The organism is Streptomyces sp. NPDC048352 (assembly GCF_040651895.1).
Lineage (GTDB): Bacteria > Actinomycetota > Actinomycetes > Streptomycetales > Streptomycetaceae > Streptomyces.
In genome coordinates this window covers 26,063-47,260 of sequence record NZ_JBEZKZ010000045.1, presented here as the reverse complement: position 1 = coordinate 47,260, position 21,198 = coordinate 26,063, and the positions used below count along the sequence as shown (strand labels likewise).

Annotated in this window: 22 protein-coding genes; 12 read left to right on the top strand and 10 right to left on the bottom strand. The window is 73.9% G+C overall.

Annotated features, from left to right (window positions below; all coding sequences use genetic code 11):
* Positions 1 to 49: 49 nt before the first annotated feature.
* Positions 50 to 1,288 carry an MFS transporter gene (locus AB0D45_RS22535; protein WP_362461804.1) on the top strand — a complete coding sequence of 413 codons (1,239 nt, stop codon included), beginning with the start codon at positions 50 to 52 and terminating at the stop codon, positions 1,286 to 1,288.
* Here AB0D45_RS22535 and AB0D45_RS22530 read toward each other — a convergent pair.
* The 5 genes from AB0D45_RS22530 to AB0D45_RS22510 form a co-directional block, all read right to left on the bottom strand.
* A complete protein-coding gene (locus tag AB0D45_RS22530) occupies positions 1,224 to 1,823 on the bottom strand; it encodes a transglutaminase family protein (RefSeq protein ID WP_362461801.1) in 600 nt (199 codons plus the stop codon). The two genes, AB0D45_RS22535 and AB0D45_RS22530, sit on opposite strands and share 65 nt — an antisense overlap.
* Before the next feature lie 85 nt (positions 1,824 to 1,908).
* The gene (locus tag AB0D45_RS22525) at positions 1,909 to 2,970 is read right to left on the bottom strand and encodes a low specificity L-threonine aldolase (RefSeq protein WP_362461798.1); all 1,062 of its coding nucleotides are present in this window, start codon (positions 2,968 to 2,970) and stop codon (positions 1,909 to 1,911) included.
* Positions 2,967 to 3,716, bottom strand: coding sequence for an SDR family oxidoreductase (locus AB0D45_RS22520; protein ID WP_361604628.1), 750 nt, complete (start codon positions 3,714 to 3,716; stop codon positions 2,967 to 2,969). Before AB0D45_RS22520 ends, AB0D45_RS22525 begins: the two co-directional genes overlap by 4 nt.
* 26 nt (positions 3,717 to 3,742) lie before the next feature.
* Complete coding sequence (locus AB0D45_RS22515; RefSeq protein WP_362461793.1) at positions 3,743 to 5,149, bottom strand: DUF6421 family protein; 1,407 nt, start codon at positions 5,147 to 5,149, stop codon at positions 3,743 to 3,745.
* A gap of 195 nt (positions 5,150 to 5,344) precedes the next feature.
* Positions 5,345 to 6,481, bottom strand: a complete 1,137-nt coding sequence (locus AB0D45_RS22510) for an LLM class flavin-dependent oxidoreductase (RefSeq protein ID WP_362461790.1) — start codon at positions 6,479 to 6,481, stop codon at positions 5,345 to 5,347.
* Positions 6,482 to 6,530: 49 nt separating this feature from the next.
* Between AB0D45_RS22510 and AB0D45_RS22505 the strand changes: the two genes are divergently transcribed.
* Entirely contained in the window at positions 6,531 to 7,193 is a 663-nt protein-coding gene (locus AB0D45_RS22505) for a PadR family transcriptional regulator (protein ID WP_362461787.1), read from the top strand.
* Positions 7,194 to 7,383: 190 nt separating this feature from the next.
* Complete coding sequence (locus AB0D45_RS22500; RefSeq protein WP_362461784.1) at positions 7,384 to 8,076, top strand: glycerophosphodiester phosphodiesterase family protein; 693 nt, start codon at positions 7,384 to 7,386, stop codon at positions 8,074 to 8,076.
* Positions 8,077 to 8,085: 9 nt separating this feature from the next.
* Here AB0D45_RS22500 and AB0D45_RS22495 read toward each other — a convergent pair whose 3' ends face one another.
* A complete protein-coding gene (locus AB0D45_RS22495; protein WP_362461829.1) occupies positions 8,086 to 8,625 on the bottom strand; it encodes a GNAT family N-acetyltransferase in 540 nt (179 codons plus the stop codon).
* Positions 8,626 to 8,770: 145 nt separating this feature from the next.
* Here AB0D45_RS22495 and AB0D45_RS22490 point away from each other — a divergent pair, with 145 nt between their 5' ends.
* The 4 genes from AB0D45_RS22490 (at position 8,771) to AB0D45_RS22475 (ending at position 11,695) form a co-directional block, all read left to right on the top strand.
* Positions 8,771 to 9,307 carry a DUF5134 domain-containing protein gene (locus AB0D45_RS22490; RefSeq protein WP_362461781.1) on the top strand — a complete coding sequence of 179 codons (537 nt, stop codon included), beginning with the start codon at positions 8,771 to 8,773 and terminating at the stop codon, positions 9,305 to 9,307.
* 88 nt (positions 9,308 to 9,395) lie between these two features.
* Complete coding sequence (locus AB0D45_RS22485) at positions 9,396 to 10,334, top strand: M56 family metallopeptidase (RefSeq protein WP_362461778.1); 939 nt, start codon at positions 9,396 to 9,398, stop codon at positions 10,332 to 10,334.
* 34 nt (positions 10,335 to 10,368) lie between these two features.
* Positions 10,369 to 11,034 carry a phosphatase PAP2 family protein gene (locus AB0D45_RS22480; protein ID WP_362461775.1) on the top strand — a complete coding sequence of 222 codons (666 nt, stop codon included), beginning with the start codon at positions 10,369 to 10,371 and terminating at the stop codon, positions 11,032 to 11,034.
* 37 nt (positions 11,035 to 11,071) lie between these two features.
* Positions 11,072 to 11,695, top strand: coding sequence for a helix-turn-helix domain-containing protein (locus AB0D45_RS22475; protein ID WP_361604603.1), 624 nt, complete (start codon positions 11,072 to 11,074; stop codon positions 11,693 to 11,695).
* 21 nt (positions 11,696 to 11,716) lie between these two features.
* Here AB0D45_RS22475 and AB0D45_RS22470 read toward each other — a convergent pair whose 3' ends face one another.
* Positions 11,717 to 13,204 (bottom strand): hypothetical protein, encoded by a 1,488-nt coding sequence (locus tag AB0D45_RS22470; protein ID WP_362461772.1) that lies wholly within the window; start codon positions 13,202 to 13,204, stop codon positions 11,717 to 11,719.
* A gap of 76 nt (positions 13,205 to 13,280) precedes the next feature.
* On the opposite strand from AB0D45_RS22470, the gene AB0D45_RS22465 reads away from it, so the two are divergent.
* The gene (locus AB0D45_RS22465) at positions 13,281 to 13,937 is read left to right on the top strand and encodes a DUF305 domain-containing protein (protein ID WP_362461769.1); all 657 of its coding nucleotides are present in this window, start codon (positions 13,281 to 13,283) and stop codon (positions 13,935 to 13,937) included.
* A gap of 53 nt (positions 13,938 to 13,990) precedes the next feature.
* A complete protein-coding gene (locus AB0D45_RS22460) occupies positions 13,991 to 15,349 on the top strand; it encodes an FAD-dependent oxidoreductase (protein ID WP_362461767.1) in 1,359 nt (452 codons plus the stop codon).
* Positions 15,350 to 15,367: 18 nt separating this feature from the next.
* Here AB0D45_RS22460 and AB0D45_RS22455 read toward each other — a convergent pair whose 3' ends face one another.
* Positions 15,368 to 15,721 (bottom strand): helix-turn-helix domain-containing protein, encoded by a 354-nt coding sequence (locus AB0D45_RS22455; RefSeq protein WP_362461764.1) that lies wholly within the window; start codon positions 15,719 to 15,721, stop codon positions 15,368 to 15,370.
* Between the two features lie 124 nt (positions 15,722 to 15,845).
* Positions 15,846 to 16,946 (bottom strand): NADH:flavin oxidoreductase/NADH oxidase, encoded by a 1,101-nt coding sequence (locus AB0D45_RS22450; RefSeq protein ID WP_362461761.1) that lies wholly within the window; start codon positions 16,944 to 16,946, stop codon positions 15,846 to 15,848.
* 216 nt (positions 16,947 to 17,162) lie between these two features.
* Between AB0D45_RS22450 and AB0D45_RS22445 the strand changes: the two genes are divergently transcribed.
* The 3 genes from AB0D45_RS22445 (at position 17,163) to AB0D45_RS22435 (ending at position 20,011) form a co-directional block, all read left to right on the top strand.
* Positions 17,163 to 18,251 (top strand): exo-alpha-sialidase, encoded by a 1,089-nt coding sequence (locus AB0D45_RS22445; RefSeq protein ID WP_362461758.1) that lies wholly within the window; start codon positions 17,163 to 17,165, stop codon positions 18,249 to 18,251.
* A 42-nt stretch (positions 18,252 to 18,293) separates the two neighbouring features.
* Entirely contained in the window at positions 18,294 to 18,980 is a 687-nt protein-coding gene (locus AB0D45_RS22440) for a uracil-DNA glycosylase (RefSeq protein ID WP_362461755.1), read from the top strand.
* A gap of 110 nt (positions 18,981 to 19,090) precedes the next feature.
* Positions 19,091 to 20,011: a hypothetical protein gene (locus AB0D45_RS22435; protein WP_362461752.1), complete on the top strand. Its 921-nt coding sequence runs from the start codon at positions 19,091 to 19,093 to the stop codon at positions 20,009 to 20,011.
* Between the two features lie 60 nt (positions 20,012 to 20,071).
* On the opposite strand, the gene AB0D45_RS22430 is transcribed toward AB0D45_RS22435, so the two are convergent.
* The gene (locus AB0D45_RS22430) at positions 20,072 to 21,172 is read right to left on the bottom strand and encodes a lactonase family protein (RefSeq protein WP_362461826.1); all 1,101 of its coding nucleotides are present in this window, start codon (positions 21,170 to 21,172) and stop codon (positions 20,072 to 20,074) included.
* Positions 21,173 to 21,198 lie beyond the last annotated feature (26 nt).

Sequence of the window (21,198 nt, the reverse complement as noted above, 5' to 3'; positions counted from 1 at the left end):
GCGTAACGTCGTGTCCGTTCGGCAGGTCACTCAGGGGGAGGGTTCGCCGATGGGCGGGTTCGGGCGGTACCTGGCCGCGGCGCTCGCCGCGCGCTTCGCGTCCGAGGGCATGGGCATGGCGGTGGTGCTGCTGGCGCTGGAGCGCACCGGCAGCGCCGCGCACGGGGCGTTCGTCCTGACCGCCTGGCTGGCGCCGCACGTGCTGGCCGCGCCGCTGGCGGGTGCCGCAGCGGCCCGGGCCCGGCGGCCCCGGCTGTTCTACGCGGGCGCCCTGGCGGGGTTCACGGCCGCGGTGGCGGCACTGTCCCTGCTGCTGGGCCGGGCTCCGGTGCCGGTGGTGCTCGCGGTGGCGTTGCTCGGCGGGAGCTGCGGGCCGGTGGTGACGGGCGGGCTCTCCAGCCTGGTCGCGGGGCTGTTGCCGGCGGGCCCCGCACGGGACCGTGCCTACGGCTGGGACGCCTCCACCTACAACGCGGCGTCGGTCACGGCCCCGGCGGCTGTCGGCCTGGTGGGGGCGGCGGCCTCGGCGGGCCCGGCGATGGCCGTACTGGCGGTTTCGGCGGCGCTGGCGGCGCTGCTGGCCGCGTCCCTCCCGTACGAGGACCAGGGCGCGGGCCGCTCCCCGGACGGGCCCCGCGCCGGGCTGGGCGCGGGGCTGACCGCCCTGTGGCGGGTCCGGGAGCTGAGGGCCATCACCTCGGCGACGACCCTGGCGTTCGTCGGCATCGGGTCGCTGACCACCACCTCGGTGCTGCTCGCGGCCGGCCTGGACCGTCCGGGCGCGGGCGGCGTGCTGATGACGGCCTTCGCGGTGGGTGCGCTGGCCGGGTCCCTGACGCTGGGCCGGATGACCGGCGTGGCGCCGGGCCGGCTGGCCCGCTGGGGCATGGCGGGGACCGGGGCCGCTCTCGGGGTGGCGGCGTTCACGCCGTCCGTGGCGCTGACGGCGGTGGCGTTCGCGGTGGCGGGGGTGTGCGACGGGCCGCTGCTGACGGCGACGCTGCGGATCCGCTCGGAGCACGCCCCGGCGGGGGTCCGGGCCCAGGTCTTCACGCTGGGGGCGGGGCTGAAGGTGACGGCGGCCTCGGCCGGCGCGGCCCTGGTGGGGCTGGCCGCCGCCGCGCCGCCGTGGACGCTGCTGCTCGGGATCGCCGTGCTGCAGCTGGCGGCGGGCGCGCTGCACGCGCTGGTGTCGGCAGGTGCGGGCGTACCGCCGGAGGGGGCTACAGAGCGGTCGGCAGGTTCCGCCACAGCTCCGGCCGGTCCGCGGAGTCCCGCAGGGCCTTGAGCACGGCGGGGTGCGGGGCGGCGTACAGCTCGGGGTAGTCGATCTCGCCGAGTTCGGGGCGGACGGGGAAGGCGAGCCGCTCCCGGTCGAGGCTGAACTGCGCGTCCACGCCCGGCTTGTTGCCGCGCGGGTCGATCCGGGCCCAGGTCTCGGAGCCGGGCAGCCGGACGGCGACGAGCCCGTGGACGAGGAGGCCGGTCCCGTCGTCGTCGCCGAGGAGCTGGTAGCACAGGGCCGCCGGGATCCCCTGGGCGCGCAGCAGGGCGGCGAGCGCGTGGGACTTGGCGTGGCAGATGCCGTTGCGGGTGCCGAGTACGCCGGAGGCGCGCCAGGAGACCCGCGTGTCGCCGGAGTCCGCCGAGTGCGGGATGGTGTCCCGGACGAATTCGAAGGCGGCTTTGGCGTATGAGTATGCATCACCGGTGGCGGACCAGAGGGCGTCGGCGGTTTCCTGCACCAGCGGATGCCAGTGGTCTACGGCCTCATCCGAGGCCAAGTATGCGTGTATGTCAGGGTTCTGTTGGAGGAGCTGCATGGGCGGGAGCATAGGCATGCCTCCGACCGTAGATCAATAGATTTACGGTCGGAGGCATATCTATTCACTTCTGCGCGGGGCCGCGCTAGCGCGCCAGCTCCTCCTTGAGGGCCTGGAGGAAGCCGTCCACGTCCTCCTCCTGGGTGTCGTAGCCGCACATCCAGCGGACGTGGCCGGCGGCCTCGTCCCAGAAGTAGAAGCGGTAGCGCTGCTGGAGCCGGCGCGACACCTCGTGCGGCAGCTTCGCGAAGACGGCGTTGGCCTGCACCGGGTAGAGGATCTCCACCCCGTCCGTCTCGCGCACGCCCGCCGCGAGACGCTGCGCCATCGCGTTGGCCTGGCGGGCGTTGCGCAGCCACAGGTCCTTGGCCAGCAGGGCCTCCAGCTGCACCGACACGAAGCGCATCTTGGAGGCGAGCTGCATCGACATCTTGCGGACGTGCTTCATCTGCCGGACCGCGTCCGGGTTCACCACGACCACGGCCTCGCCGAACATCATGCCGTTCTTGGTGCCGCCGTAGGACAGCACGTCGACGCCCGCCGCGTTGGTGAAGGTCCGCATCGGCACGTCGAGCGAGGCCGCGGCGTTGGCTATCCGGGCACCGTCGAGGTGCACCTTCATGCCGAGGCCGTGCGCGTGCTCGCAGATGGCCCTGATCTCGTCCGGCGTGTAGACCGTGCCGAGCTCGGTGTTCTGGGTGATCGAGACGACCTGGGGCATCGCCCGGTGCTCGTCGTCGAAGCCCCAGGCCTCCTGGTCGATCAGCTCGGGGGTGAGCTTGCCGTCCGGGGTGGGGACGGCGAGCAGCTTGATGCCGGCCATCCGCTCCGGGGCGCCGCCCTCGTCCACGTTGATGTGGGCGGACTTGGCGCAGATCACGGCGCCCCAGCGGTCGGTCATCGCCTGGAGGGCGGTGACGTTCGCGCCGGTGCCGTTGAAGACCGGGAAGGCCTGCGCGTACGGGCCGAAGTGGCTGCGGATGACCTTCTGCAGGTGTTCGGTGTACTCGTCCTCGCCGTAGGCGACCTGGTGGCCGCCGTTGGCCAGCGCGACGGCCTCCAGGATCTCCGGATGCACCCCCGCGTAGTTGTCGCTCGCGAAGCCGCGGACCGCCGGATCGTGGTGGCGGCGGGCATCGGTCTTCACGGTTGCGGAGTGAGCCACAGACGCTGTCCGTTCACTTCGGAGGCGGGCCGCTCCCAGACGCCGGCGATGGCCTCGGCCAGCTCCTTGACGTCGGTGAAGCCCGCGAACTTCGCTTGGGGGCGCTCGGCGCGCATCGCGTCGTGCACCAGTGCCTTGATCACCACGATCGCGGCGGCGGTGGTCGGCTCGCCCTCGCCCCCCGCCTTGCGGAAGGAGTCCGCCATGGCCAGGGTCCAGGCCTCGGCGGCCGCCTTGCCCGCGTTGTACGCGGCGTTGTTGGCGACCGGCTTGTGCGCGCCGGACTGGCTGATCAGCACGTAGCGTCCGCGGTCGCTGCGCAGCAGCGCGTCGTGGAAGGCGAGCGAGGTGTGCTGGACGGTGCGGATCAGGAGCTTCTCCAGGAAGCCCCAGTCCGCGAGGTCCACGTCGGTGAAGGTCTTGCTGCCGCGCCAGCCGCCGACCAGGTGGACGAGCCCGTCGACCCGGCCGAACTCCTTCTCGGTGCGCTCGGCCCAGGCCTTGGTGGCCTCCAGGTCGAGCAGGTCGACGGTGTCGCCGGTGACGGTGGCGCCGCCGTGGGCGTACCGGGCCGCGTCGACGGCCTCGGCCAGGCGCGCCGCGTCGGCGTCGGAGGCCACGACGGTGGCGCCCGCCTCGGCGAGGCGCATCAGCGCGGCGCGGCCGGCGGGGCCGCCGGCTCCGGCCACCGCGACCACCGCTCCGTGGAGCTTTCCGTTGCCGTTCATCTGTGCAGCCTCCTGTGCGCGGTCGCTCACGCGGCGGCCCGCTCGGCGTCGTCCGCGTTCGCGGGGGTGATGCCCTTCGTGGAGGCGATCACACCCTTGAGCTTCTTGGCGAGGGCCTCGTAGAACATGCTGAGGGGAAACTCGTCCGGAAGCACGTCGTCCACCAGCTTGCGCGGCGGCTGCGTCAGGTCGAGGGCGTCGGGGCCCTTGGCCCACTTGGAGCCCGGGTGCGGGGCGAGGTAGGTGGAGACCAGCTCGTAGGCCTTGAACCAGTGGACCAGCTTCGGACGGTCGATGCCCGCGCGGTAGAGGTCCTCGATCTCGGCGCACAGCTGGTTGGTGACCTGCGGGGCACGCATCCAGTCGATCTTCAGCTTGTTGTCCGTCCAGCGCACGACGTCGTGCTTGTGGAGGTAGGCGAAGAGCAGCTGGCCGCCGAGGCCGTCGTAGTTGCGGTTGCGGTCGCCGGAGACGGGGAAGCGGAACATCCGGTCGAAGAGGACGGCGTACTGCACGTCACGGCCGTGCTCGTTGCCCTCGGACTCCAGCTTCACGGCCTCCTTGAAGGCGGTGAGGTCGCAGCGCAGCTCCTCCAGGCCGTACATCCAGAACGGCTGGCGCTGCTTGATCATGAAGGGGTCGAAGGGCAGGTCGCCGTGGCTGTGGGTGCGGTCGTGGACCATGTCCCACAGGACGAAGGCCTTCTCGCAGCGCTCCTGGTCCTCGACCATGCGGGCGATGTCCTCGGGCAGCTCGATGCCGAGGATGTCCACGGCCGCCGCGGTGACCTTGCGGTAGCGGGCCGCTTCGCGGTCGCAGAAGATGCCGCCCCAGGTGAAGCGCTCGGGGGCCTCGCGCACGGCGATGGTCTCCGGGAAGAGCACGGCGGAGTTGGTGTCGTAGCCCGGCGTGAAGTCCTCGAAGGTGATGCCGAGGAAGAGCGGGTTGTCGTACCGGGTGCGCTCCAGCTCGGAGAGCCACTCGGGCCAGACCATCTTCAGGACGACGGCCTCGAAGTTGCGGTCCGGGTTGCCGTTCTGCGTGTACATCGGGAAGACGACGAGGTGCTGGAGGCCGTCGGCGCGCTGGGCGGCCGGGTGGAAGGCCAGCAGAGAGTCGAGGAAGTCCGGGACGCCGAAGCCCTCGGCGACCCACTTGCGCAGGTCGGCGACGAGCGCGGCGTGGTACGCGGTGGCGTGCGGCAGCAGCGGCGACAGGGTCTCGACGGCCCCGGCGACCCGCTCCACGGCGGCCTCGACCTGGGCGCGGGCGGGGGCGCCCTCGGCCTCGAAGTCGATCGAACCGTCCTTGGCCTGCCAGGGGCGGATCTCCTCCACGGCGGCCTTGAGCTCGGGCCACGCCGGGTGGTCGACCACCCGCGCGCCAGCGGTTATCACGGCACCGCGGGAGCCCGGCACAAGAGTTTCCGTCATGTCACTTCCTCCACAGGAGAACCTCACGTCGGCACAGGGTAAGCATGCGAGGCTCTCCCACTCAAGAGGAAACTCAGGAAATTATCCCGTGACACCCCCCACTCCACCGCAAGTCTTCCCGTACCGTGCGCTGGAATCCACCACTCCGCCTACCAGTTGACGCGTTCGGCCCGCTTGCGGCCGTCGCGGCGGCACTCAGGGGAGGAGCCCGGCACTCCGGCGGAAGTGCGGGATGACCTTCTCCCCCCACTGCCGCAGGGTCTCCAGGCAGGCCTCCTGCGGCACCGTGCCCATCTGGACCAGGCACATCACCTCGTCCGCGCCGGCCGCCCGCAGCCGCTCCACGTACGCGACGGCCCCCTCCGCGCTCCCGTAGGCGTGGTCGGCGTGGAAGGTGGCCGTGGAGGTCGGCCGCACCGGGACGTCCAGCTCGTGCAGCCGGGCCACCACCTGCTCGGCGGCCCGGCGCATCTCGGCCCCCTCGTCCGCGCCGGCCACCACCGCCTCGTCCGGGACGCCGGCGCCGCCGTACCAGTGCCCGATGGACTGCGCGAAGAACCGCTGGCCCCTGACGCCGATCCGGCGGGCCTCCTCCGGGTCGTCGAGCACGATGGTCGGGCAGAGGACCGAGAAGTGGTCGTTGACGGCCGTGGACACGAAGCGGCTGCCGTCGCGGCGCTCGCGCGCCGCGTCGTACACGGCCCGCATCCCCGCGACGGCCTCCGGCCCGGCGAAGCCCATCACCAGCGCTCCGACGCCCAGCTCGGCGGCCTGCACCAGCGTCTCGCCCCGGCTGCACGCCAGGAACAGCGGCGGGTGCGGCCGCTGCGCCGGACGCGGCAGGATCGGGTGCGGCCCGATGTCGAGCAGCTCGCCGTGGTACTCCAGCTCCTCCTCCCGCCACGCCTTCCCGATCACCCGCAGCGCCTCCTCCACCTCGGCGGTGGTGCGGTCCCGGTCCACCCCGAACAGCGAGGTCTCCTGCTCGGTGCCCCCGCGCCCGGCCCCGAGGTCGAGGCGCCCGCCCGAGAGGAGGTCGAGCATCGCGGCCCGTTCGGCCACCCGTACCGGATGGTTGAAGCGGAAGGGCATGCACACGACTCCGTGCCCGATGCGTATGGTGTCGGTCCGGGCCGCGACGAAGCTCAGGAAGACCTCCGGAGCGCTCAGGTGCGCGTACCACTTCAACGAGTGGTGTTCGACGGCCCAGATCCGGTCGAATCCCATGCGTTCGGCGAGGACCGCCTGCTCGACGCAGTCGCGGATGACCTGGTGCTCCCGCTCCACGGTCGGGTCGGCCAGCTGAGCCTCGAAGATCACGGAGAATTTCACGATGCCTCCAGAGTTGAGTCCCGTGCCCGGTCTTACTTCGATTAGAAATATGACTAGTAGTCAGACGTCGAAGAAGCAAGAGCTTCCGCCGACCGCGTGGGCGGTGCTCGGCCTGCTGTCGTTCCCCGGCGAGCGCACCGGATACGAGCTGAAGAAGTGGGCGGACTCCTCCCTGCGCTTCTTCTACTGGTCGCCCGCGATCAGCCAGATCTACGCGGAACTGCGCCGGCTGGAGGAGCTGGGGTACGCGGTCTCCGTGCGCTCGGGGCCCGAGGAGGCCCGCGCCAAGCGCCGCTACGCCATCACCGACGCCGGGCGCGAGGCCCTCACCGGCTGGGCCTCGGACACCGCGGACGCCGGGCCACCGGTGCTCAAGCACGGGCTGCTGCTGCGGATCTGGCTCGGGCACCTGGCCGATCCCGAGCGGCTGCGGGCGATGGTCGAGGACCACGTGGAGCGGACCCGGGGCGAGCTGGACGCCGTACGGGAGGCGAGGGAGCGGGCGGCGGACGTACCGGAGTGGGCCTTCCCGGTGCTGGCCCTGCGCTGGAGCGAGCGCCGGCACCTGGCCGAGCTGGAGCTGGCCGGGGCCCTGCTGGCCGACCTCCGGGAGGCCGGGGCGCGGGCGGCCGACGCCGAGGCCGGAGCCGGGTCCGGGGCCGCCGGGGCGGCCGGGCGTCAAGCCGGCGGGGACGCGCCCACGCCCGGGTGACGCGGCACGGCGCCCCCGGCCCGCCGACCGGCGCACGGCCCTGGCGGGAAGCGGCCGGAGGGCTTCCGCAGGCCCCTGCACGACCGGTCCCATCGCGCCCGGGGCGCACTAGCATGCGTCCTCACCGCGCGCGGCCGGTCGGGACACCGCGAGCGCGCGGGGAGCCGCCGTCGACGGAAGCGAGAGAACCTTGACTTTCCTCACCATCGGTCACCGCGGGGTCATGGGTGTCGAGCCGGAGAACACCCTGCGGTCGTTCGTCCGCGCCGAACGCTGCGGGATGGACGTCATCGCGCTGGACGTCCGCCTGAGCAAGGACGGCGCCCTCGTCGTGCTGCACGACGCCGAGGTGGACCGCACCACGAACGGCGCGGGCGCCGTCGCCGACCTGACCCTCGCCGAGCTGCGCGAACTGGACGCCGGCCAGGGCGAACGCGTGCCGGTCCTGGAGGAGGTGCTGGACGCCGTCCGGATCCCGCTCCAGGTGTCGGTCCAGGACCGGGCCGCCGCCACGGTGCTCGCGGACCTGATCGTGCGCCACGACCTGACCTCCCGCGTGGAGGTCGCCTCCGGTGACGGCGAGGTGCTCGCGGCGGTCGCCCGGCACGCCCCGGGCGTGCGGACGACCCTCCATCCGCGGCGGCCGGGCGCGGCCGCCGAGGACCTCGTGGACCTGGCCCTGGCGGCCGGGGCCCGGACCGTGGCCCTGGACATCCGACGGCTCACCCTGGAGACGGTGGAGGCGGCCCACGCGGCGGGGCTGCGGGTGACGGGCTGGACGGTCAACACCCTGGATCAGCTGCGGCTGGCACGGGCCCTGCAACTGGACGGCGCCGCCACCGACTTCCCCGAGATCCGCAGCACCGGCCGGTTCACCGCCTGACGGGGGATCTCACAGCGGCTTGACCAGCAGTTCGAGGGTCAGGTCGTCGCGGAGCGGGATGCCGTGGCGCGGGTCGCCGTAGAAGAAGGGGCTCAGCTCGCCGGTGCGCCGGTAACCGCGGCGCAGGTAGAAGGCGATGAGCTCCTCGCGGACGGTCAGCACCGTCATCCGCATCTCCTTCGCACCCCACACCTCACGGGCACGGCGCTCGGCCTCGGCGAGGATCTCCTTGCCGAGGCCGGCGCCCTGGAGCTCCGGACGCACGGCGAACATCCCGAAGTAGACGTGGTCCTCCCGGTGTTCGAGCTGGCAGCAGGCGACGAGGGCGCCGGCGCGCTCGACCACGACGAGAGCGCCGTCGGGAGCGTCCACGACCTGCTGGACCATGTCGGCGTCGGTGCGCTGGCCCGTCAGGAAGTCCGCCTCGGTGGTCCAGCCACCCCGGCTGGCGTCGCCGCGGTAGGCCTCGTCGAGGAGTGCCACCAGCGCGGGCACGTCGGCTGCCACCGCGGTGCGGAAACTCAGGGCGGCGGAGGGGGCGGTCGACATCGGGGCTCCGATCTGCTCATCGGCATATGACATGCCTGGTCGTGCACCCAGAGCCTAGCGCGGGTCGGCGTGAGGGCGGTGTGGGCAGGGAATCCCTTCTGCTGACGCCGACGAACCGGGAGGTTCCGCCGTGCACGGATCCGCGATGCCCCTCACCCTGGCCTGGATGCTCGTGGCGCTGTGCGCCGCGAGCGGTGCGTACTGCCTGCTGCGGGCGCGCAGAGCGGACCGGCGCGGGCGGGGCGCGGCGGCCGGCGAGGCGGTGATGGGCTTCGGGATGGCGGCGATGGCCGTCCCGGCGGGTACGGGGCCGTGGGGGCCGCAGGTGCTGCTGGCCGTCTTCTGCGGGGCGGCGGTGCACGCGCTGTGGCTGCTGCGCGGCGGGGTGCACCACGCGCACCACCTGGTGGGCTCGCTGGCGATGGCGTACATGGCGCTGGTGATGGCCGCGGGGCACGGGCACGGCCGGGCGGGGCTGCCGGCGGTGACGGCGGCGCTGCTCGTCTACTACGCGGGCTACGTCCTGCTCGGCGGGGCCCGGCTGGTGGCGGCGGGGCCGGCCGGGCCGGCCGGCGGGGCGGAGGGGCGGGCGGCGGCGGCTTCCGGCGGCACCGGGGACCTGACGTCGGCCTGCCGACTGGCCATGGGGACGGGGATGTTGGCGATGCTGCTGGCCATGTGAGCGCGGCCGGGGCGGGGCGGACGTGTCCTGCGTCACCAATGCCCCGGGCCCGTACCCGTGGGAGCGCCGCGCTCATAGGCTGGCGGACATGATGGTCTCCGCCGTTCTCCTGATGCTCGGCGCACTGACCGCGGTGCTCGCGCCCCGCCTGCTCGCCCGGGCGCAGTGGCCCGAGCGCGAACCGGTGGTCGCGCTGTGGGTGTGGCAGTGCGTGGTGGCCGCGACCCTGCTGTGCCTGGCCCTGTCGATGCTGCTGAGCGCGGCCGCCGCCTGGCAGGCGGTACGGGGCCGGCTGTTCGCCGTGGCCCCGCACGGGGTGGTCGACGCGTACGCGCTGGGGGCGGAGGGCGGCCCCTGGGCGACCGGTACGGCCCTGGTGCTGGCCTGCGGAGGGCTGTGGACCGGGGCGATGCTGGCCCGGGAGGTGCTGCGGGCGCGGGCGCGGCGGCGGGCCCGGGGAGCCGAACTCCTGGTCCGGGCCCCGCTGCTGCCCGGTGAGGACCCGGCCGCCGCGCGGCTGGTGGTGCTGGAGGGTCCGCGTCCGGACGCCTGGTGGCAGCCCGGCGCGGCCCCGCGGCTGGTGGTGACCACGGCCGCGCTGGGCCGGCTCAAGGGCAGCCAGCTCGACGCGGTGCTGGCGCACGAGCAGGGGCACGTGGCGGCCCGGCACGACTGGCTGCTGCACTGTTCGCGGGCGCTGGCGCGGGGGTTCCCGCAGGTGCCGGTCTTCGCGGCGTTCGAGGCGGAGATGCACCGGCTGGTGGAACTGGCCGCCGACGACGTGGCGTCGCGGCGCTACGGGCGCCTCACGATCGCCCTGGCCCTGGTCGGGCTGAACGAGGACCGGGGCGTCTTCGGCCCGTGCGGGCCCGAACAGGCGCACGTACCGCAGCGGGTGCGGCGGCTGCTGTCGGCCGCGCCCCGGCTGTCGCCGGGCCGCCGGGTGCGGCTGGCTGCGCTGGCCGCGCTGGTCCCGGCGGTTCCGCTGGTCGTGGCCTTCGTACCGGGTCTCAGCGCGCTGACCTGAGGGGCGCGCTCCGTTTGCTGCGAGGATCGGCGGCATGCGGAGCACGTGGCTGACGAGGACCGGGCTGGGCTGCGCGTCGGCCGCTGCGGTCCTGACCGCCCTCGTCATGGGCCGGTGGGGGCCCCTGGCCCGCTGCGACGACTGGGTCGCGCGGGGCCTGCACCCGTACGCCGTCGGCCACCGGGGCGTCACCCACGTGGTGCGGGTGCTCTCCGACTGGCTCTGGGACCCGTGGACCATGCGCGCGCTGGCCGCCCTGGCCGGCCTGTGGCTCTGGCGGCGCGGGGACCGCTCCCGCGCGGTGCGGGTCGTGGGGGTGACGGTGCTGTCCGTGGTGGTGCAGCAGGGGATGAAGGCGCTGACCGGGCGGGCCCGTCCCCAGTGGCCGGATCCGGTCGCGACGGCGCACTTCTCCGCGTACCCCTCGGGGCACGCGATGACGGCGGCGGTGGTCTGCGGGGTGCTGCTGTGGCTGCTGCCCCGGGACGCGCCGCGGGCGGTGGCGGCCGCGGCCTGGACGGTGGCCGCCGTCTCGGTGCTCGGGGTCGGCTTCACCCGGCTCTACCTGGGCGTCCACTGGTTCTCGGACGTGCTCGCGGGCTGGCTCCTGGGGGCGGCACTGGTGTCGCTCGCGGCGTTCCGGCATGCCTGCCCGGGGCGATCCCCCGCGTCGCCCCGAGCAGACGGTCCCGTGCGCTGAGTATATTGGCTCCGAGCCAGTCAACGCAGGAGTAAGCATGTCCCCGCGCAGCGCATCGGTCAATGAAGAATTGCGCAGACGTTCCCGGGAGCGGCTGCTCCGGGCGACGGTCGAACTGGTCGCCGAACGCGGGTACGAGGCCACGAAGCTCGCCGACATCGCCGACCGGGCGGGCGCGGCCCGCGGCCTGATCTCGTACTACTTCCCCGGCAAGCGCGAGCTGCTCCAGTCGGCGGTGCACCGGCTGATGCACCTGACGCTGGAAGCGGCCCTGGAGCGCGAGCCGCGCAGCGACGACGGCCGGGAGCGGCTGGCCCGGGCGATCGACGCGATCCTGGGGCTGGCCCGGGACCAGCCCCGGCTGATGCGCACGCACATGGCGGGCATCCTCCAGGCGGAGGGGTTCATCCGGTGCCCGGAGCAGCAGCGCCTGGCGGAGCTGCTGCGGGACACCGTCACCCGGTACGGCTCGGCGGACGTGGACACGGACTACCCGCTGCTGCGCGCCCTGCTGATGGGCGCGGTGGTCGCGGTCCTGCTGCCGGGGGCGCCGATGCCGGCCGCCCGGCTACGGGCGGAGCTGTTCCAGCGGTACGGGCTGGACTGGGAGCTGGGGGTCCCGCCGGACGGAGGACCGCCCGGCGGAACGTTTCCCCGCTGACCGGGGCGATCAGGTGCCGCTTCAGTGGTACGCGGGCTGGCTCTGGACGTTGAGCCGGTCCATCCACACCCACTTGGCGCTCTCGGTGCGCCAGTCGTCGAGCCGCAGCACGTCGAGGCCCTTGACGATGTCGTTCGAGTAGATGTGCCCGTTGTAGTAGTACGCCGACCACGAACCGCCGAGGCCCAGCTTGTCGGTGGTCAGCGGGCCGCGCTCGAAGTAGCCGATCTCCTTGGGGGCCGCGGAGTCGGTGAAGTCCCACACGGAGACGCCGCCCTGGTACCAGGCCTGGACCATGATGTCGCGGCCGCCGCCGACCGGGATCAGCGAGCCGTTGTGGGCGACGCAGTTCTCGGTGTCGGCCTGGTGGCGCGGGATCTTGAAGTAGCCCTTGAAGACCAGCTTGCGCTGGTCGCCGCGGCCGGTGATGTCGTAGATCCCGTCGGCGCCCCGGTCGGGGCCGGTGGCCTCGTTGCAGGTGGCGCCGCCACCGCCGCCGAGCTCGTCGGTGAACACCACCTTGTTCGCCCGCTCGTTGAAGGTCGCCGAGTGCCAGAACGCGAAGTTGACGTTGTCCTGCACGCGGTCGATGACCCTCGGCTGCTCCGGCGCGCTGATGTCGAAGAGGATGCCGTCGCCCATGCAGGCGCCGGCGGCCAGGTTCTTGGACGGCAGCACGGTGATGTCGTGGCAGCCGGTGGTCTTGGAGACCCCGGGGTTGGCCGGCGCGCCCGGGTTGCCGCCGTCCGGGAAGAGCACCGGGAAGGCGACGACGGCGGCCTGGGTCGGGGCCTTCTTGGGGACCTTGACCACGGAGATGCCGTCGTGCGGCGGCTTGCAGTCCGGGAAGGCCTCGTTGGGCGAGTACGAGGAGACGTAGAGGTAGATGTCGCGGCCGCCGGGGACGAGGGTGTGGGTGTGGGACCCGCAGGCGGTCTCGACGGACTTGATGTACTTCGGGTTCCGCTTGTCCTTGATGTCGAAGATCTTGATGCCCTCCCACGAGGACTTCTCCGTCGCGGGCTGCGAGACGCTGTTGCAGGAGTCGTCGCTGCGGGAGGAGTCGGTGGAGAGGAAGAGCAGGTCGCCGGAGACCGAGACGTCGTTCTGGCCGCCCGGGCACAGGACCTGGGTGACGACCTTCGGCGACCGGGGGTTGGCGATGTCGTAGATCGTGAAGCCGTCGTAGTTGCCGGCGTAGGCGTAGTCGCCCTGGAACGCCAGGTCGGAGTTGATCCCGGCCGGGTTGGCGCTGGGGACGTTGGCCAGGGGCTTGATGTTGGCGCTGTGCACGACCTCGTCCTGGCCGGGGATCTCCCCGGGGGCAAGTACGCGGTCCTGCGCGGGGCCGGCGCTCTGCCGGGAGCCCGCGCCCGGTGTCAGGTCGCCCGGGTCTGGGGTGGCGGCCGCCGGTGTGGCGGCGGCCAGGAGGGTGGTGAGGAGTCCGGCGGCGGCCAGGGCCGCCCCCGTACTCCGGCGGCGCACTCCGACGCTGTGGGGCAAGGTCACTGTGCCTCCCGTGGGGGCCCGTACGTTCCGCTCCTCGTGGGAACGGAACCTGGACCCCGGCAGTATCGTGCTTTCCATGGACATGGCAAACGCGTTACTCGGCCGATTCCTGGGGGCGGCGCTGGCCGCCGGCCTCCTCCTCGCACTCACCGGCTGCCAGGACGACGACGGCGGCGCACGGGCCGCGGGCGACGGCGCGCCGGTGGTGGTGGCGCCGGGCAAACCGGGCGGCCCGGCCCGCACCCTCTCCCCCGAACAGGCCGCGCGGGAACGCCCCGACGACACCCCCAACGCGGCCGACCACGCCTACGTGCGGCGGATGGTCGAACACCACCGGCAGGCCCTCACGATGAGCGCCCTCGCCCCCGACCGGGCCTCCGCGGAGGGGGTCCGGCGGCTCGCCGAGCGGATAGCGGCCGCGCAGGGGCCCGAGATCGGGGCGATGGAGAAGTGGCTCTCCCGGTACCCGGCGCCGGGCGCGGGCGGAGGGGCCCACGAACACGGCGCGATGCCCGGCATGGCGACGGAGCAGCAGCTGGCGGAGCTAGCCGCCGCCAAGGGGGCGGACTTCGACCGGCTCTTCCTCAGGCTGATGACCGCCCACCACGAAGGGGCCCTCACGATGGCCGGGGAGGCGCTGGCCCAGGGCAACAACGTCGCCGTGGAGGAGATGGCGAACGAGGTGGTGGCCACCCAGAGCGCCGAGGTACAGCGGATGCGCGCCCTGGGCTGACGGGTCCGGGGCCCGGTGGCATGCTGGGAGACACCTGCGGGAGGAGTACCGCCGTGCTTCGTGTCGCCGTCGTCGGTTCGGGCCCCAGCGGGGTCTACGCCGCCCAGTCCCTGGTGCAGCAGCGGGAGGTCCCGGGCGTGCGGGTCGACGTTCTGGACCGGCTGCCGGCGCCGTACGGCCTCGTGCGGTACGGGGTGGCCCCCGACCACGAGAAGATCAAGTCGCTGACCGGAAACCTGCGCTCGGTGCTGGAGGACGACCGGATCCGCTTCCTGGGGAACCTGGAGGTCGGCGGTGAGGGGCTGACGACCGCGCGGCTGCTGGAGCTGTACCACGCGGTGGTGTACTGCGTCGGCGCCGCCCGCGACCGGATGCTCGGCATCCCCGGCGAGGAACTCGCCGGGGTGCACTCCGCGACGGCCTTCGTGTCCTGGTACAGCGGCCACCCGGACGCCGGCGCCTTCGACCTGGGCGGCGTGCGCTCGGCGGTGGTGGTCGGCGCGGGCAACGTCGCGGTCGACGTGACGCGGATGCTGGCGCGGGGCGTTCCCGAGCTGGAACCGACCGACATGCCCCAGCCGGCCCTCGGCGCGCTGGCGGCCAGCGGGGTGCGGGCGGTGCGGATGGTGGCCCGCCGCGGGCCGTCGCAGGCCAAGTTCACCACCAAGGAACTGCGCGAACTGGGCACGCTGCCCGGGGTCGCCACCCGTGTGGAGCCCGCCGAGCTGGCCCTCGACCCGGCGTACGCCGACCAGGACGCGGCGGCGGCCCTGCCGGCCGTGGCCCGGCGCAACCTCGAGGTGCTGCGCGGCTGGGCCGGGTCCCGCCCGGACACGGCCGGCGGGGCCCGGGAGATCCTGCTGCGCTTCTACCTGAGGCCGGTGGAGGTGCTGGGCGGGCCCGACGGCCGGGTGCGGGGGATGCGCTTCGAGCGGACCGCCCCGGACGGCCGGGGCGGGGTGACCGGAACCGGTGCGTATGAGGACGTCGAGGCGCAGCTCGTGCTGCGCTCGGTGGGGTACCTGGGCGTGCCGCTGCCGGGGCTGCCCTTCGACGCGGCCACCGGAACCGTGCCGCACGCGGCGGGCCGGGTGGTGCGCGAGGGCCGGGCGTCGGTGGGCGAGTACGTGGCGGGCTGGATCAAGCGCGGGCCGACCGGCGTGATCGGCACCAACCGGCCGTGCGCCAAGGAGACGGTGTCCTCGCTGCTCCAGGACGCGGGCGCACTGGCCCGGCGCGAGCTGCCCGACGACCCCCTGGAGGCGCTGCGCGCGGCCGGCCTGCGCCCGGTGGAATGGCCGGGCTGGCTGTCCATCGAGGCCGCCGAGGCGGACCTGGGCCGCTCCCTGGGCCGTCGCTCGGTGAAGATCCCCGACTGGGCGGGCCTCCGCGCGGCGGCGGGCCTCGCGTAGGCCGGTCGGGAGCCGGCCTCAGGCCGTCGTCCCGGGCCGGCCCTCCTCGGCGGTGGCGGCCGTCAGGATGCTGTCCAGGAGGCCGGGGAAGCGGGACTGGAGGTCCTCGCGGCGCAGGCCGTTCATCTTGGCCGTGCCGCGGTAGGTCTGGCGTACGACGCCGCTCTCGCGCAGGACGCGGAAGTGGTGGGTGGTCGTGGACTTGGTGACGGGCAGGTCGAAGTCGGAGCAGGCCAGTTCGGCTTCCGTGGCGGCGAGGTCGCGGACGATGGACAGCCGCACCGGGTCGGAGAGCGCGTGCAGCACGCCCTCCAGCCGGATCTCGTCCGGCCCCGGGTGGGCGAGGACACGGGCCGTGTCGCGTTCCGTCATGTCCTGCTCCGCTCGGTCGTCGGCTCGCCCCGGCTGGGCTGCGGCTCCCATCGTACGAGGAGCGTCGTAGGAAGGGCCGGGGGTGCGGCGCGGAGCCGGGGGCCGGGCCGCGCCGCCCCCGGGATCACCAGGCGCGGTGGTACGGGTCGGGCATCCGGACCTCCGCGCCCAGCTCGGCGGCCGCGCGGCGGGCCCAGTACGGGTCGCGCAGCAGCTCGCGGCCGAGGACGACGGCGTCCGCCTCGCCGTTGGCCAGGATCTTCTCGGCCTGCTCCGGCTCGGTGATCAGGCCCACCACGGAGACCGGCAGGGTGGTCTCCGCCTTGACGCGGGCGGCGAAGGGCACCTGGTAGCCGGGGCCGGCCGGGATCTTCACGTGCGGGGCGAGGCCGCCGGTGGAGACGTCCAGGACGTCCACTCCGTGCTCCTGGAGCAGTCCGGCCAGCCGGACGGTGTCGTCGGCGGTCCAGCCGCCCTCCTCCAGCCAGTCGGTGGCGGAGATCCGGAAGAGCAGCGGGAGTTCCTCGGGCCAGGCGGCCCGTACGGCGTCGACGACCTCGAGGGCGAAGCGGGTGCGGTTCTCGAAGGAACCGCCGTAGGAGTCGGTGCGCTTGTTGCTGTGCGGGGAGAGGAACTCCCCGATGAGGTAGCCGTGGGCGCCGTGGATCTCGAGGACCTCGTAGCCGGCCGCGGCGGCGCGCCCGGCGGCGGCCGCGAACTGGCCGGTGATCTCGCGGATCCGCTCGGCCGTCAGCTCGTGCGGCACCGGGTGCCCCTCGTCGAACGGCACGGCGCTCGGGGCGACGGTCTGCCAGCCGTGCGCCTCGGGGCCGACGGGCCCCCCGCCCTTCCAGGGGCGGTCGGTGGAGGCCTTGCGCCCGGCATGACCGATCTGGATGCCGGGGACGGCGCCCTGGGACTTGACGAAGGCGGTGATCCTGCGGAGGGCCTCGACCTGCGTGTCGTTCCAGATGCCGAGGTCGTAGGGGGTGATCCGGCCCTCCGGCGAGACGGCGGTGACCTCCTGGATGATCAGCCCGGTGCCGCCGGTGGCGCGGGCCGCGTAGTGCGCGAAGTGCCAGTCCAGGGCCACTCCGGCGTAGGGGCCGGAGGCCTCGGCGCTGTACTGGCACATCGGCGCCATCCAGACGCGGTTCGGGATGGTGACCGAACGCAGGGTGTAGGGCTGGAAAAGGGCGGTGAAGGCGGCGGGGGCAGCACTCATGGGTCTCTCCAGATGTCACCGGGGCACGCACCGGGGGCGGCGCTAAGTACGAGAAACACCGTACTACGAAAATCCCCGTACTACGAGGCCTCTCGTACTACCGATCGGTATCGAACGGGTGTCCGGCGGCCCGGCCTGCGGGACCGCCGTCGGCGGACGGGTGCAGACTGGCTGGAACGCTGCCGTGATGGACAACGACGTCCGGAGGTGTCGGCCATGACCGACGTGGTACTGCTCGCGGGGACCCGCAAGGGCCTCTTCATCGGCCGCCGCCGGGCCGGCGGCCCCTGGGAGTTCGACGGGCCGCACTTCAACGCCCAGGCCGTCTCGGCGGTGGCCATCGACGTCCGGGGGCCGGCGCCCCGGCTGCTGGTCGGCGGGGACAGCTCGCACTGGGGGCCGTCCGTCTTCAGCTCCGACGACCTCGGCGCGACCTGGCGCGAGCCCGCCGCGCCCGCCGTGAAGTTCCCCCAGGACACCGGCGCCTCGCTGGAGCGGGTCTGGCAGCTGCACCCGGCCGGCCCGGAGGCCCCGGACGTGGTCTACGCGGGGACGGAGCCGGCCGCGCTGTTCCGCTCGGCCGACCGGGGCGAGTCCTTCGAGCTGGTCCGGCCGCTGTGGGAGCACCCGACCCGCTCGCAGTGGGTCCCGGGCGGCGGCGGGGAGGGCCTGCACACCGTGATCACCGACCCGGCCGACCCCGCCGCCGTGACGGTGGCGGTCTCCACCGCCGGGGTGTTCCGCACCCGGGACGGCGGGGCGAGCTGGGAGCCGTCCAACCGCGGGGTCTCGGCGGTGTTCCTGCCGGATCCGGACCCGGAGTTCGGCCAGTGCGTCCACAAGATCGCCCAGGACGCCGGAGACCCCGCCCGGCTCTACCTCCAGAACCACTGGGGGGTCTACCGCAGCGACGACGCGGGCGCCGAGTGGACCGACATCGGCACCGGACTGCCCTCCGACTTCGGCTTCGCGGTGGCCGCCCACCCGCACCGACCGGACACCGCCTACGTCTTCCCGCTCAACGCCGACTCCGACCGCGTCCCGGCGCAGCACCGCTGCCGGGTCTTCCGCACCCGGGACGCGGGCGCCACCTGGGAGCCCCTCGCGAAGGGACTGCCGGCCGGCGACCACTACGGCACGGTCCTGCGCGACGCCCTGTGCACGGACGACGCCGACCCGGCGGGCATCTACTTCGGCAACCGCAACGGCGAGCTGTACGCCAGCCACGACGACGGCGACAGCTGGCAGCTGCTGGCGGAGCACCTGCCGGACGTCCTGTGCGTCCGGGCGGCCGTTCTGCGCTGAGCGGGGACCCGCTGTCGGTGTGGGCCAGTAGAGTGATCACCCATGGCAGCACGACCGTTGAACGAGATCGTCGAGCCGGGCTGGGCCCGGGCTCTGGAGCCGGTGGCGGGGCAGATCGCCGCGATGGGGGACTTCCTGCGCGCCGAGATCGCGGCCGGGAGGACGTACGTCCCCGCGGGGGCGAACGTCCTGCGCGCGTTCCAGCAGCCCTTCGACGAGGTGAAGGTACTGATCGTCGGACAGGACCCCTATCCGACCCCGGGGCACGCGATGGGCCTGTCCTTCTCGGTGGCTCCCGAGGTGAGCCCCTGGCCGCCCAGCCTGGACAACATCTTCCGCGAGATGCACGCGGACATGGGGACGGGCCGGCCGGTGAACGGGGACCTGACCCCGTGGACCCGGCAGGGTGTGCTGCTGCTCAACCGCTCGCTCACCACGGCTCCGCGCAAGCCCAACGCCCACCGGGGCAAGGGCTGGGAGGCGGTCACCGAGCAGGCGATCCGCGCCCTCGCCGCGCGCGGCAAGCCGCTGGTGTCCGTCCTGTGGGGCAGCGACGCCCGCCGCCTGCGGCCGCTGCTGGGCGACCTGCCCGCCGTGGAGTCCGTCCACCCCTCCCCCATGTCCGCCGACCGCGGCTTCTTCGGCTCCAGGCCGTTCAGCCGGACCAACGAGCTGCTGGTCAGCCAGGGAGCGCAGCCCGTCGACTGGCGCCTGCCCACAGTCAGTTGAAACATATATGACATTCAGCTACGACATTCACTGGATAAATACGGACAGATGCCACCCGAGCGGGCCCTGCCCGAACACGTGGTTCCGATAAGCCAGTAGCATGCGGCGCCATGAGCTCCCCCACTGGGCCCGCGAATGGCCTGCCCGTACGAATGCCGCGACCCCGCCAGACCGGGCGGCACCGCCGACCCGAGCCCGCGGTGGCGCCCGAGGGCGCTCCCGCGCTGGTGCTCGCCGTGCCCGGTGCCCCCTCGGCCGCCTCGCGGGGGCTCGCCGAAGAGGTCATCAGCATCGGCCGCTCCGAGCTGCCGGGCCTGGACGCCCGCATCGGCTACCTCGAGGGTGCGGACGGCGGGGACAGCGAGTTCCCCTCGCTCTCCGGTGTGCTGACCGCCGTCGCCCAGGAGCGCACCGCGCGTACGGAGTTCGCCCGCGCCGCCGGGCTCGACGTGCCCGCGCCGATCGGCCCCGACGCCGTGGTCGTGCCCCTGCTGGCCGGTCCCGACGGCGACCTGCTGCGCCGGGTGCGCCAGGCCCTGATGGACTCCTCGGCCGCCGCCGAGCTGGCCGACGTGCTCGGCCCGCACCCGCTGCTCGCCGAGGGCCTGCACGTGCGGCTGTCGGAGGCCGGCCTGGCCCGCGCCGACCGGGCGCGGCTGTTCACCGTGGCCACCGCCGCCGACGGCATCATCCTGGCCACCACCGGCGGCGAGGAGGCCGTCCAGGCGGCCGGGATCACCGGCATGCTGCTGGCCGCCCGGCTCGCGGTGCCGGTCATCGCCGCCGCGCTGGACCAGGAGGGCTCCGTGGCGGCGGTCGCCGCCGAGCTGCGCGGTTCCGGGTCGGTCCAGCTCGCGCTGGCCCCGTACCTGATCGGGCCGGAAGCGGCCGACGGCCTGCTGGACACCGCCTGCAAGGAGGCCGACTGCACCGCGGCCGAGGTGCTCGGGGCCTACCCGGCGCTCGGCAAGCTGGCCGTCGCGCAGTACAGCGCCGCCCTGGGGATCCAGCTGGGCGCCGCCGCCCAGTAGGCGCGCGGACATGATGGCGGGGGCCCGCCCGGAATCCGTTCCGGGCGGGCCCCCGCCGTGTCACCGGGTGGTTTCCCGGGCGAACACCACGCAGGCGGCGGCGGGTACGGCCACCGAGCCGGCCCGGCGCGGGTGCCCGGTCCGCCGGTCCACCTCGAACCAGGTGACGTCCCCGGACCACTCGTTGGCCACGTACAGGCGGCGTCCCGAGGGGTCGGCGACGAGATCGCGCGGCCAGCTGCCCCCGCACTCCGTCACGTCAGCGGCCTGCGGCTTCTCGGCTCCGTCGGCGAGCGAGAAGGTGGCCAGGGTGTCGGTGCCGCGGACCGCGGCCCAGACGAAGCGCCCGTCGGCCGACACGGCGACCACCGAGGGATAGGCCCGCGGAGCGCCCGGAGCGCCCTCCGGGGCGACCGGAACCTCGGACACCGGCTCCAGCTCCCCGGCGGCCGCGTTCCAGCGGCAGACGGTCATCTGCGGCTCCAGCTCGTGCAGGACGTACGCCACGTCGCCGTCGGGGTGGAAGGCGAGGTGGCGGGGCCCGGAGCCGGCCCGGAGCACGGTCTCAGCGTGCACGCGCAGTTCCCCGGTGTCCGGGTCGGCGGCGCAGACCCGGACGGAGTCGGTTCCCAGGTCGACGCTCAGCACCCAGCGGCCGCTCGGGTCGGGCCGGACCTGGTGGGCGTGCGGGCCCTCCTGCCGCTCGGGGTCCGGGCCGCCGCCCCGGTGGACGAGGACGGCAGCGGGCCCGAGGAGGCCCCCGCCGTCGACGAGCGGCAGGCTGCTGACGCTGCCCGAGGTGTAGTTGGCGGTCAGCAGCCTGCCGCCGGCCGTGCTGAGGTGGGTGGGACCGCAGGCCCCGACCGGAACGGGGCTCCCGAGCGGTTCCAGCTCCCCGGGTCCGGTGCGGAAGGCGAGCGCGGCGCCCCGTTCGGTCTCGCTCACCGCGTAGAGCACGCGGCCGTCCGGGCCGAGCGCGAGGCACGAGGGGTTCTCGGGGGTGGCGGTCACCGCGAGCGGGGTCAGCGCCCCGGTGGCGGGGTCCACGGCGGCGGTGGTGATGCCGCGGCCGCCCCCCGAGGTGAAGGAGCCGATGTAGGCCAGGTACCGGTCGTCGCGCGCCGCATCCTCCGTACCGGTCCCGCCGCGTGCGCCGTTCACGTCGTCCACAGGTCGCCCTTCCGCCG

What these genes read in the sequence shown, in the direction of transcription:
- AB0D45_RS22535 (WP_362461804.1), top strand. Translation starts at nt 50, where the DNA reads ATGGGCGGGTTCGGGCGGTACCTGGCCGCGGCGCTCGCCGCGCGCTTC.
- AB0D45_RS22530 (WP_362461801.1), bottom strand. Translation starts at nt 1,823, where the DNA reads ATGCAGCTCCTCCAACAGAACCCTGACATACACGCATACTTGGCCTCG.
- AB0D45_RS22520 (WP_361604628.1), bottom strand. Translation starts at nt 3,716, where the DNA reads ATGAACGGCAACGGAAAGCTCCACGGAGCGGTGGTCGCGGTGGCCGGA.
- AB0D45_RS22515 (WP_362461793.1), bottom strand. Translation starts at nt 5,149, where the DNA reads ATGACGGAAACTCTTGTGCCGGGCTCCCGCGGTGCCGTGATAACCGCT.
- AB0D45_RS22505 (WP_362461787.1), top strand. Translation starts at nt 6,531, where the DNA reads ATGACTAGTAGTCAGACGTCGAAGAAGCAAGAGCTTCCGCCGACCGCG.
- AB0D45_RS22495 (WP_362461829.1), bottom strand. Translation starts at nt 8,625, where the DNA reads ATGTCGACCGCCCCCTCCGCCGCCCTGAGTTTCCGCACCGCGGTGGCA.
- AB0D45_RS22490 (WP_362461781.1), top strand. Translation starts at nt 8,771, where the DNA reads ATGCCCCTCACCCTGGCCTGGATGCTCGTGGCGCTGTGCGCCGCGAGC.
- AB0D45_RS22485 (WP_362461778.1), top strand. Translation starts at nt 9,396, where the DNA reads ATGATGGTCTCCGCCGTTCTCCTGATGCTCGGCGCACTGACCGCGGTG.
- AB0D45_RS22480 (WP_362461775.1), top strand. Translation starts at nt 10,369, where the DNA reads ATGCGGAGCACGTGGCTGACGAGGACCGGGCTGGGCTGCGCGTCGGCC.
- AB0D45_RS22475 (WP_361604603.1), top strand. Translation starts at nt 11,072, where the DNA reads ATGTCCCCGCGCAGCGCATCGGTCAATGAAGAATTGCGCAGACGTTCC.
- AB0D45_RS22465 (WP_362461769.1), top strand. Translation starts at nt 13,281, where the DNA reads ATGGACATGGCAAACGCGTTACTCGGCCGATTCCTGGGGGCGGCGCTG.
- AB0D45_RS22455 (WP_362461764.1), bottom strand. Translation starts at nt 15,721, where the DNA reads ATGACGGAACGCGACACGGCCCGTGTCCTCGCCCACCCGGGGCCGGAC.
- AB0D45_RS22450 (WP_362461761.1), bottom strand. Translation starts at nt 16,946, where the DNA reads ATGAGTGCTGCCCCCGCCGCCTTCACCGCCCTTTTCCAGCCCTACACC.
- AB0D45_RS22445 (WP_362461758.1), top strand. Translation starts at nt 17,163, where the DNA reads ATGACCGACGTGGTACTGCTCGCGGGGACCCGCAAGGGCCTCTTCATC.
- AB0D45_RS22440 (WP_362461755.1), top strand. Translation starts at nt 18,294, where the DNA reads ATGGCAGCACGACCGTTGAACGAGATCGTCGAGCCGGGCTGGGCCCGG.
- AB0D45_RS22435 (WP_362461752.1), top strand. Translation starts at nt 19,091, where the DNA reads ATGAGCTCCCCCACTGGGCCCGCGAATGGCCTGCCCGTACGAATGCCG.